Below are 10,221 nucleotides of genomic sequence, written 5' to 3'. Positions count from 1 at the left end.
TCCTCACGACTTAAAAGAGCAAATCCGAGCAGCGGTCGTTCGCAGTACATCCGTGTCCCGCTCACTATCGTATTTTTGCGTAGCAAAAATACGCGACTATTTTGCAAAAATACGACACGGCCTCCGTGCCGTGCGTCGAGCACGAAGTGCGAAGTTCCCCGCGCAGGATTTGCGAGCGTCTCTTATCACACAGCGCGCCGTAAACGTCGTACTGTGTGTCCTCATAAGGAATCGCAGTCGGCTTGTATATCTTTTGTTGCATTCGAAAAGATGAAGTATAAAAACCTACGCCCGGCCGGAGCGGTGCCGCAGGCAGCCACCGGAGCGACCGCGAGCGAGCGAGGAGGCCGAGCGCGAGTGAGCTGCGGAGGGCGGGATCTTTCGATATGCGTCGTCCGAAAAAATTAATAATTAATTATGAGCGGTACTAAAGCCGGTTTCGGATCGCGTCGATAAATTCCCACGAATTGAGCACGCGCTTGGGCGCAGGGGAGGCGAGGAGCGCTATGTCGCCGGTCATCTCTCCGTCTTCGATTGTCGAAAGCGTCGCCCTTTCGAGGCGTCGTGCAAAATCGCTAAGCGCTTCGGTGCCGTCGAGTTCGCCGCGTTTTGCGAGCGCGCCCGTCCATGCGAAGATGAGTGCAACGGGATTAGTCGACGTCTTTTCGCCTTTTAAGTAGCGGTAGTAGTGTTTTTGCACCGTGCCGTGAGAGGCTTCGTATTCGAATGCGCCTGAGGGGCTGACGAGTACGCTTGTCATCATTGCGAGGCTGCCGCACGCGGATGCGATCATATCGCTCATGACGTCTCCGTCGTAATTTTTGCACGCCCACAGCATGCCGCCTTCGCTTTTCATAATGCGAGCGACGGCGTCGTCGATGAGCGTGTAAAAATAAGTGATGCCGGCTTTTTCGAAGCGCGTTTTGTATTCGGCATCGAATATGCGCTGAAAGATTTCTTTGAACGTGCCGTCGTAGGTTTTCGAAATCGTGTCTTTTGCGCCGAACCACACGGGTACGTTTTTGTCGAGCGCGTAGGTAAAACAGCAGCGGGCGAAGTTTTCGATGGACGCGTCGAGGTTGTGGATACCTTGTATGATGCCGGCGCTTTTCATGTCCATGATCGTTTTGCGGATCTCTTTGCCGTCCGTTCCCGTAAACACGAGTTCGGCTTTTCCCGCTCCGGGCGTACGGATTTCGCAGTTTTTGTATACGTCGCCGTATGCGTGCCGGCCGAGCGCAATCGGTTTTTTCCAACACGAAACGGACGGATTGATATTGTTTACGAATATGGGTGTGCGGAACACGGTGCCGTCGAGTTCCGCGCGGATGATGCCGTTCGGACTCGGCGTGAGGTGCGAGAGTTTGTATTCTTCCATGCGCGCCGCGTTCGACGTAATCGTCGCGCATTTGACGCCGACGCCGAGTTTTTTTATCGCTTCAGCCGCATTGTAGGTTATTTTATCGTCGGTTTCATCGCGTTTTGTTAAACTTAAATCGTAGTATTCGGTTTTGAGATCGACGTAAGGGGAAAGCAATTTGTCTTTGACGAGCTGCCACAGTACGCGCGTCATTTCGTCTCCGTCGAGTTCTGCGACGGCGTTTTTCATCGGTATCTTTGTCATGGCAATGAGTATAACTGCTTTCGCGCTCATCGTCCAGCTTTGCGGGTGTTTGCGGTGTTCGGCAGGGCTGCCGCCGGGAGCGCAGCCGATTTTCACGTTACACGTTATTTTGCGGAAAATAAAATTTTCGGTGCGCCGGCAAATCCGTATTTTGTGTACGATTTTGTTGCACTGTTTTGCGCGATTCGTTAAAATGCGTTTATGATAGAACGAAACCGATGTTTTGCCAATCTCACTGCGGGCTATCTCTTTCCCGAAGTTGCGCGCCGGAGTAAAACCTACGCGGCGTCTCATCCCGATGCGAAGCTCATCAGTTTGAGCATCGGCAATACGACGGAACCGCTCGAAGGGCACATTTCAAACGCGATGTCGGACTATGCGCGCGCCCTTGCGACTCCCGAAGGTTATTCGGGTTACGGCGATGAACAGGGGCTTTCCGAACTTCGTAAAAAAATCGCCGAAACTTTTTATGCGGGCATTGCGGAAGCCGATGAAGTGTTCGTATCCGACGGCGCAAAATGCGATATTGCGCGTATACAGCTTTTGTTCGGAGGCGGAGTGCGCGTCGCCGTGCAGGATCCCGCATATCCCGTGTATGTCGACGGCTCGGTGCTCATCGGGGCTGCGGGCGCGGCACATAACGGCGTATACGAGGGTATAAGCTATCTTCCGTGTACGCCGGAAAATAATTTTTTTCCCGATTTAACAAAAGTACGCGACAACAGCATCATTTATTTTTGTTCGCCGAACAATCCGACGGGCTATGCGTCCACAAGAGAAGAGCTCGGCCGCCTCGTCGATTTTGCAAAGGCTCACGGATGCGTCATCGTGTTCGATGCGGCGTATGCGGAGTTTATCCGTACGCCCGGGCTTCCGAAATCGATTTTTGAAATAAGCGGAGCGCGTACCTGTGCGATCGAAATCAATTCGTATTCGAAGCCTGCGGGATTTACCGGCGTCCGGCTCGGCTGGTCGGTCGTGCCGAAAACGCTTTTATATGCAGACGGCACTCCCGTCATCAAAGATTGGTCTCGCGTTATGACCACGCTTTTTAACGGCGCGTCGAATATCGCACAGAGAGGCGGTCTTGCGGCCCTCGATCCCGAAGGCCTTGCCGAAATGAAAAAGACGATCGATTATTATCTTGAAAATGTCCGTGCGATCGGGAAAGCGCTTTCCGGCGATAATTTTGCAAAAGCGGGCGTGCGCGTCTACAGTACCGGAAACTCGCCCTACCTTTGGGTGTATTTTCCGAAATACACGAGCTGGGAAATCTTCGATAAAATTCTCGACGAATGCCGCGTCGTAACGACTCCCGGTTCGGGGTTCGGAGAGGCGGGCGAAGGCTTTTTGCGTTTCAGCTCTTTCGGTCATCACGAAGCCGTAAACGAAGCGTGTGTACGGCTTTCGAAGTTGAATTTGTAAAATTAATAATTAATAGGTCGAATATCGAGTTTTGAAAACATACGCTGAATAAAGTCGTGCTGCCGGCGAAAACTTCGTTCGCCGGTTCACGCCGTTCGCGGTACTCACCGGCGAGTTTGCTTCGCAATCTCGCCGTGTATGCCGCTGTCTTCAGCGCTTACAGCTGCATTTTGTAGCCGAAATTGCATTCGAACGCGGCTGCGGGAGAATCGTTTATCAAGTCGGAAATGAGGACTTGCAGCATCGTGCGAAATTCTCCCCGTCCGACTTTTACCGCCGCGTACGGGGAAACGGCAATCGTCGGCAGGGAAGAGAACAGATCGGCGAAATCTTTTATGTCGACATAGGTTTTATCCTTGAACGAAAGCGTGTTGTGGATTCCGAATTCGAAACGCTGCGCGCCGATATACACCGAAGGATTACAGATCGTAAGATTACAGCCGAGCGTGTCGCGGATAAAAAGCAGCTCGCTCACCGTATCGGAGGGGAGGCTGAATACGGCGAACATCGTTTGGTACGACGATATGTGCGTTCGAAATTCCGCAAGAAGATAGATGCTTTCGATATCGAATGAAAATGTGTCCGAACCCTGCTCGAGCGGCAGGTCGTATACGCCGGCCTGCATAAAAAGCGAGCAGGGCGTATAATTGTTGCCGATGAGCATCGTGATGCCCGCGTGTGCATACAGAGAGTCGATGAGGAGAAGTACGTCTTCGCCCGCGCCGTTTTTGTTTTTCATCGGCGAATTGATGCCTGCTGCGGCATCGAGGATAAAATACTGATAGGCGCACGCAAAGCGCGCGTCGACGTTCAGCACGAAATTGTTGTCGGGGTTTTCGCGGTTGACGTAGAGGTAGCCGCCGCTCGCTACGGGCGTGCTCGAAAAGCATACGATATCGGAAATGCCGATGCCGAACAGCGGGCACACGATTGAGCCGGACAGCCCGAGCCAGCTTTCGGTGATTTTCGATGAAATCGCTTCGATGCCGAACTGCCGCCGTAAGAACAAATCGGAACCGATCGGCTCGTACGTACCGGCGAAGACGCTGAAAAAATTGACGCTGTCTAAAAATTGTTTACGATAAATCAGGGACAGTTCGTCGATTTTAAAATCGGCGGGCGTTTTATTGAAAATCGTATTGTCGATGATGTCGTCGGTGCGTATCGAAAATTCGGCACGGGCGATGAGGTTGTTTGCCAAATTGAATTGTCCGGCAAAAAACGACTGCAGTTTGAGCTGCATATCGAAAGAACCGCCCGCATTTGCAAATCCGAGGTCGGCTTTGATGCCCGTATAGCCTGAAAAAAATCCTGCGGCGAATCCGCGATGAGCGAGCAGGGCAGATAATACGTATATGATACAAAGCGTTTTTTTTCGATTCACGGCGGCGCTCCTGATAAAAAAATCCGTAAAGATTGTCTCTATACTATCGGCAGAAAGCGCGTATAACTGTATCGGAAGCGAGTCGGAAAAAATACGCAAATTTTCGCGTTAAGCGCTTGAATTATATTGGTTTACGTATATAATAAAGAGTATGAGCGATTATCTTGATCCCAACAATGAAGAGCTGTTGAAAGATTTTTTTGCCGAAGCCGAACAGCAGGTAGACAATCTTGAAAGCAATGTGTTGGTCATAGAAAACGATCCGACGAATCACGAAGCGATCGACGAAATTTTCCGCGCTGCGCATACGCTGAAAGGCGGTTCGGCGACGGTAGAGATGAATGAAATTGCGTCGTTTACGCATTCGGTCGAAGACATGCTCGACGAAATTCGCTCCGACAGATTAAAGGTTACCGAACCGGTTATCGATGTACTGCTCAACGCGATCGACGTTATTAAAGCGATGCTCGAAGCGCGTACAAACGGTTCCGTGTATTCGAAAAATATCGACGATCTTATCGATACGATTCATTCGTATATTTCATCGAAAGGCGGAAAAGCTCCTGCCGCAAAATCTGCCGCTCCGAAAAAGACGACGCCGAAAGCGACGCTTCCGAAGCCCGCCGACTCGGGAGATGCGGCCTTTGTGCGCCCCGAACTTTCTGAAAGTGAATATCTTGAACTCAAAGAAGCCTGTCAAGGTTCGCAGTCGCTGTGGTGCGTCGCCGTCAAATTCGACGAAAGCAATCCGATGAACAGCGTCGGCGGTATTCAGGTTTTTGCCGCGCTGAAATCGATCGGCAGCGTTTTAAAAACCGTTCCCGATTTCGACGCGCTGTATGAAGATACGTTTTACGAAAACGTGTACTATTATATCGCGACATCGGAAACGCAGGAAAAGATCGAAGATACGGCATTTCTTGCCGACGTAACTCTTGTCGACGATGCGCAGCGTATCGATTCGTTTGACGGGTCGGACAACAGTGAAGAATCGGAGGCTGCCGTTTCCGCGTCCGTCTCCGACGAACCGCAAGCGGCGGAATCGACGGAAGAAGCCGTTTCCGCAAAACCCGCTGCCGCTCAGCCGGCACAGGCTCCCGCCTCTCATGCGGCGCAAACCGGTTCTATACTGCGTGTGGATTCACGGCGGATCGACTATCTGTTAAATCTCGTCAGCGAAACGGTTATCACAAAAGCGGCGTTTAATCAGCTTTCCATGCAGCTCGTCAATTCGTTTGTCATGTTCCAAGGCATGGAAGCGAGCTATAAAGAAAAGATGCGGCAGTTGTTTGAAATGCTTCCGCAGTATCTCGATAAAATCAAAAACGGTACGTCTGTCAAAGACGTCAAAGATGAGATTTTAAACAGCTACGGAGATCTGGCGAATCTTTTCGATGCGTATGTTTCCGAAGTCAAAAGCGCGACCGAAAAATTCCGTTCGTCGACGCAAAATCTCGGACGCTTTTCGAGCGAATTGCAGGAAGGCGTCATGAAAATCCGCATGGTTCCGATCAGCCAGATTTTCAGCCGCTTTCCCCGCGTCGTGCGTGACTTGCAGCGCGATCTGAATAAAAAAATCGATTTAAAGATTGAAGGCGAAGATACGGAGCTCGACAAATCCGTCATCGAAGATCTGCTCGATCCGATCATGCACTGCGTGCGCAACTCCGTCGATCACGGTATCGAATCTCCCGGCGATCGCAAAAAGGCGGGCAAACGCGAAACGGGTACGGTGTTTTTAAAAGCGTCGAACGAAGGCAATATGATCATCATCGAAATATCGGACGACGGTGCCGGTATCGATGTGCAGCGCGTCCGCCAAAAAGCGGTCCAAAAAGGTCTCATCCATCCCGATAAAATTCTGACGGATCAGGAAGCGTTCAATCTCATCTTCGAACCCGGGTTTTCGACATCGGATAAGATCACGAACGTTTCGGGGCGCGGCGTCGGACTCGATGTCGTCAAAACGATGATCGAAAAACTGAACGGCACGGTATTCGTCACGTCGGTAAAAGGCCGCGGTACGACGTTTACGATCAAACTGCCGCTGACTCTCGCGATCATACAGGGGTTGCTCGTCAGAGTCGGAAGCGAAGTGTATTCGATTCCGATCGCGAGTGTTATCGAAAGCCAGCGTATCAAGCTGAGCGAGATAAATACGATCGACAATTACGAAGTGCTCAATGTGCGCAACGAAGTGATCAGCATTTTGCGCTTTTCGCGCCTGTTCAATATCCGTGAAGCGGAGATCGACGACGACGGCTATTGCTTTATCGTTATCGTCGGCTCGCAGGAAAAGAAAATCGGCATTATGGTCGACGGACTTATCGGCGAAGAAGACGTCGTTATCAAACCGCTGCGCGACCAATTTACCAATTCGCCCGGCATCGCAGGCGCGTCGATACTGGGAGACGGTTCCGTATCGCTGATTATCGATGTAAGCCAGCTGCTTGAACTCGGTGTGCGCAAAGAAATCAATGCCCAGCAGGCGATCGGTGCGAAGCGGTGAGTGAGGTTGCGATGGAAGAAAAGACAATACAGGATCGGCTGAAAAACGCTTTCGCAGTGGCGGAAGCCGCTGCCGTAAATACGCGCGGCTCTTTATCCGTCGTCGATTTCAGAATGGTGTCGTTTTCGCTTTCCGGAAAGGATTACGGCGTCGACATCATGCACGTCAGGGAAATCGCAAAAGCGGGACAGTTTACGTACGTACCCAACACGCTTCCGTTCGTGCTCGGCGTATACAATCTCCGCGGCGATATCATTCCGATTATCGACTTGAGGCTGTTTTTCAATATCCCGGTTCCTGAGCGTACGGACAAAAAAGACAAACTCGAAAGCTTGCTCATCCTTTCCGTCGGGGAGCAGACATTCGGCGTCGTCGTTGACAAAATCGATAAAGTGCTCGGTGTGCAAAAGAGCAAAATTCAACCGCCGCATCCGCTGTTCGGCGATATCAATATCAAATATATTTCCGGTATCGTCGAAGCCGAAAAGCGATTGTATATTTTGCTCGACGTCGCGCGTATTTTCAATTCGCGTATCGGCGATGAAGAAAAAGATCGTACCTATGCGAAGCAAGTGTTCGAGTCGCCTGTTCCCGATGCCGTACCGCAGCTGCGGACTCCCGCCCGCAAAAATGCCGCCGATGCGATGAACGACCGCGCCGCTGCCGCTGCAAAACCGTCCGCTTCTCAAAGGCAGAGCTCATCCGATACGTCCGCGCAGGATTTGAAATTCATTATCGAAAGCTTAAGAACGTATCGAAAATTTACGGTGACGCCGCTCAACGAACAGTGGGTCAACGCGCGCTTCGATTCGTGGAAAGAAGAGCGCGGTAAGGGCAAGTCACAGCTGCAAAACGAAAACGACGCGGATCTCTTTTTGTCGCTGTTTTGGTCGCCGGGCACGGGCGCATGGTGGACAAAAGCCTATGCCGACGCCGTGTACAAAGCGCTGCCCGACAACACTGCAAAACAAATCTGCGTGTGGAATCCCGGCTGCGGCAAGGGCATGGAATCCTATTCGCTCGCGTGTGTGCTGCGGAAAAAATATCCGTCTGCGAGGCTTCGAATTTATGCACAGGATATCGATTTGCTCAGCGTATCGAACGCGCCGCTCGTTTCCATACCGAACGCTGTCGCATCCGATTGGTATGCGCCCTTTTTGTCCAAAAAGGCGAACGGCGACTATACATTTACACAAGACGTAAAAGATAGTATTATGTTTGAGTATCACGATTGCCAGCATACGAATCCGTTGCCTGCAATCGATATTATCTTTGCGCGAGATGTTTTGTCGCTTTTGCCGCAGAGCGGACAGGAAACCGTCATTGCCGATTTCGACGAAAAGCTCAAAGCGAACGGTATCGTCATTGTGGGCGAAAACGAAACGCTTCCGGCGGGATCGGGTTTTGTTGAAAAGACCATAGGTGCACTGAAAGTGTACACAAAAAATAAATAGACAAGGGGACTTGAATGAGAGTAGAGTATATTAACCCGTTCGTTGAAACTTCTTACAGTGTTTTAAAAGAAGTGCTCGGCGGCGCCGAAGTCAAACGCGGCGATTTGTATCTCAAATCGACGGCTATGCCGATGATGGGAGTTGCTGCGTTGGTCGGACTTGCCGGTGATGTCGAAGGCCGCGTCTTGTACGATATGACGATTGAAACGGCGCTCAATATCGCATCTAAGATGAACGGCGAAACGCTTCCCGAATTCGACGATCTTGCAAAAGCGACGATCAGCGAGCTTGCGAATTTGATTACGGCACAGGCCGTTACAAAGCTGCAGGAGCTCGGGTTTAAATTCGATTTGACGCCGCCGGCGCTTTTTGTCGGACAGAAAATGGAAATCGCGGCGCTCGGCGGTACGCACACCGAAAATGTCGAAGCGCTTATCGTGCCGCTCATTTCCGAGTGCGGTAAAATCGAAGTCAATGTGGCAATACGTGAACGTACATAAACGGCAGGAGTATAGAATATGAAGACAAAACAGGATTTTCCGACAATTAACGAGCGTCCGCAGGAAGGACTAAAAGCCGACGGATCGAAGATCCGCGTATTGGTTGTGGACGATTCGATGTTTGTTGCAAAACAGCTTGGACAGATTCTCTCAAGCGAAGGCTACGAAATCATCGCTACGGCTGCAGACGGTAAAGAAGGTGTTGACAAATATAAAGAGCTTTGCCCGAATGTCGATCTCGTAACGATGGACATCACGATGCCGCGCATGGACGGTATCACTGCGCTTGAACAGATTATGACGTTCGACAAAAACGCACGCGTCGTTATGGTAAGCGCCCTCGGCAAAGAAGAATTGGTAAAAAAATCTTTGCTGCTTGGAGCAAAAAACTACATCATCAAACCGCTTGACCGCAAAAAGGTTTTGGAGCGTATTTCCGCGAGCATGAAATAAGAATCGTATGTATACGGGCTGTCGAAAAAGAAATTGACTTTTTACGGCAGCCCCCGTTTCCTGTATTTTTTTAGAAAACTGCAGGCATCGTTTCTTTGCTCGTATACAACCGATATCCGTTTTTCACTTTCAAAATATACATCTCTGAGATTTCTTTCGTCAGATAGGTGCGCAGGCGCGATATGTGCGAATAGATCGTTCCCTGTTTCGTATGCACGCCTCTTTTTTGCAGCAGGATTTGCAGTTCGGGAATGCTGATCGCCGCTGCTCTGTTATCGTACAGTATTTCAAATACGGAAAAGAGCGCTGCGGGCAATTTTTGCTTGTAGGCGATAAGAGCGGAGCTTCTCTGTTGCGGCATTTTCGTTTTTTCCTCCGCGGCGTTCGATCTGTGCGGTATATACGCGATCGGCGGGAGCGGCTTCGTTTCAATCGTTTCCGCGATCGCCTTTAAAACGGGAAGATATGCGGCGACGTCGAACGTACCCGTGCGTCCGTAGTAGAGATTGAGCGTCATAATCCAGTGCTTAACGCGCGAATCGCAGCTGTACGGAAACGGTGCGTTGTAGACGATGAGTGGAATGAGGCAGCGGATGTCGCGCATATAGCGGTAGATATTGAAAATGCTGCAGTCGTAGCCCGAATGGTCGAGCAGCAGCAAGTCGGGATAGGTTTTCATATTTGAGACGGCTTTGTAAAAATTATCCAAATTTGTATAAATGCTGCACGAATGTCCCTTGTTTTCCAGCGTTTTTGCGATTTTTCCGCATGCGCTTCGGTGCACGGTATAAAAATACAATGTCATGTTTTCATCTCTCCTGCAGACTTTTGCGCTTTACCGATCCGTGTTTCGATCATATTGTAACATGAAA

The 10,221-nt window shown here is 50.6% G+C and carries 8 protein-coding genes; 5 read left to right on the top strand and 3 right to left on the bottom strand.

Annotated features, from left to right (window positions below; genetic code table 11):
• Window positions 1-427: 427 nt before the first annotated feature.
• The gene (locus tag HMPREF0860_RS10315; protein ID WP_038081249.1) at window positions 428-1,624 is read right to left on the bottom strand and encodes an NADP-dependent isocitrate dehydrogenase; all 1,197 of its coding nucleotides are present in this window, start codon (window positions 1,622-1,624) and stop codon (window positions 428-430) included.
• 201 nt (window positions 1,625-1,825) lie between these two features.
• Between HMPREF0860_RS10315 and HMPREF0860_RS10305 the strand changes: the two genes are divergently transcribed.
• Window positions 1,826-3,049, top strand: coding sequence for an LL-diaminopimelate aminotransferase (locus HMPREF0860_RS10305; RefSeq protein WP_021330703.1), 1,224 nt, complete (start codon window positions 1,826-1,828; stop codon window positions 3,047-3,049).
• 157 nt (window positions 3,050-3,206) lie between these two features.
• Here HMPREF0860_RS10305 and HMPREF0860_RS10300 read toward each other — a convergent pair whose 3' ends face one another.
• Window positions 3,207-4,433 carry a hypothetical protein gene (locus tag HMPREF0860_RS10300; RefSeq protein WP_156002108.1) on the bottom strand — a complete coding sequence of 409 codons (1,227 nt, stop codon included), beginning with the start codon at window positions 4,431-4,433 and terminating at the stop codon, window positions 3,207-3,209.
• Between the two features lie 151 nt (window positions 4,434-4,584).
• Between HMPREF0860_RS10300 and HMPREF0860_RS10295 the strand changes: the two genes are divergently transcribed.
• From HMPREF0860_RS10295 to HMPREF0860_RS10280, 4 genes are read left to right on the top strand one after another with little or no spacing between them, the layout of a single operon-like run.
• Window positions 4,585-6,942: a chemotaxis protein CheA gene (locus HMPREF0860_RS10295; RefSeq protein ID WP_021330780.1), complete on the top strand. Its 2,358-nt coding sequence runs from the start codon at window positions 4,585-4,587 to the stop codon at window positions 6,940-6,942.
• An 11-nt stretch (window positions 6,943-6,953) separates the two neighbouring features.
• On the top strand, window positions 6,954-8,396 hold the full coding sequence (locus HMPREF0860_RS10290) for a CheR family methyltransferase (protein WP_021330709.1): 1,443 nt from the start codon (window positions 6,954-6,956) through the stop codon (window positions 8,394-8,396).
• Window positions 8,397-8,410: 14 nt separating this feature from the next.
• Window positions 8,411-8,896 (top strand): chemotaxis protein CheX, encoded by a 486-nt coding sequence (locus HMPREF0860_RS10285; protein WP_021330629.1) that lies wholly within the window; start codon window positions 8,411-8,413, stop codon window positions 8,894-8,896.
• An 18-nt stretch (window positions 8,897-8,914) separates the two neighbouring features.
• Window positions 8,915-9,349, top strand: a complete 435-nt coding sequence (locus HMPREF0860_RS10280) for a response regulator (RefSeq protein WP_021330844.1) — start codon at window positions 8,915-8,917, stop codon at window positions 9,347-9,349.
• Between the two features lie 70 nt (window positions 9,350-9,419).
• Here the strand turns inward: HMPREF0860_RS10280 and HMPREF0860_RS10275 are convergent, their stop codons facing one another.
• A complete protein-coding gene (locus HMPREF0860_RS10275; RefSeq protein WP_021330782.1) occupies window positions 9,420-10,154 on the bottom strand; it encodes a helix-turn-helix domain-containing protein in 735 nt (244 codons plus the stop codon).
• Window positions 10,155-10,221 lie beyond the last annotated feature (67 nt).

This window comes from Treponema socranskii subsp. socranskii VPI DR56BR1116 = ATCC 35536 (assembly GCF_000468115.1).
Classification (GTDB): domain Bacteria; phylum Spirochaetota; class Spirochaetia; order Treponematales; family Treponemataceae; genus Treponema_D; species Treponema_D socranskii.
Note: the sequence above shows the minus strand (reverse complement) of the source record. Positions and strands in the feature narration are given on the sequence as shown.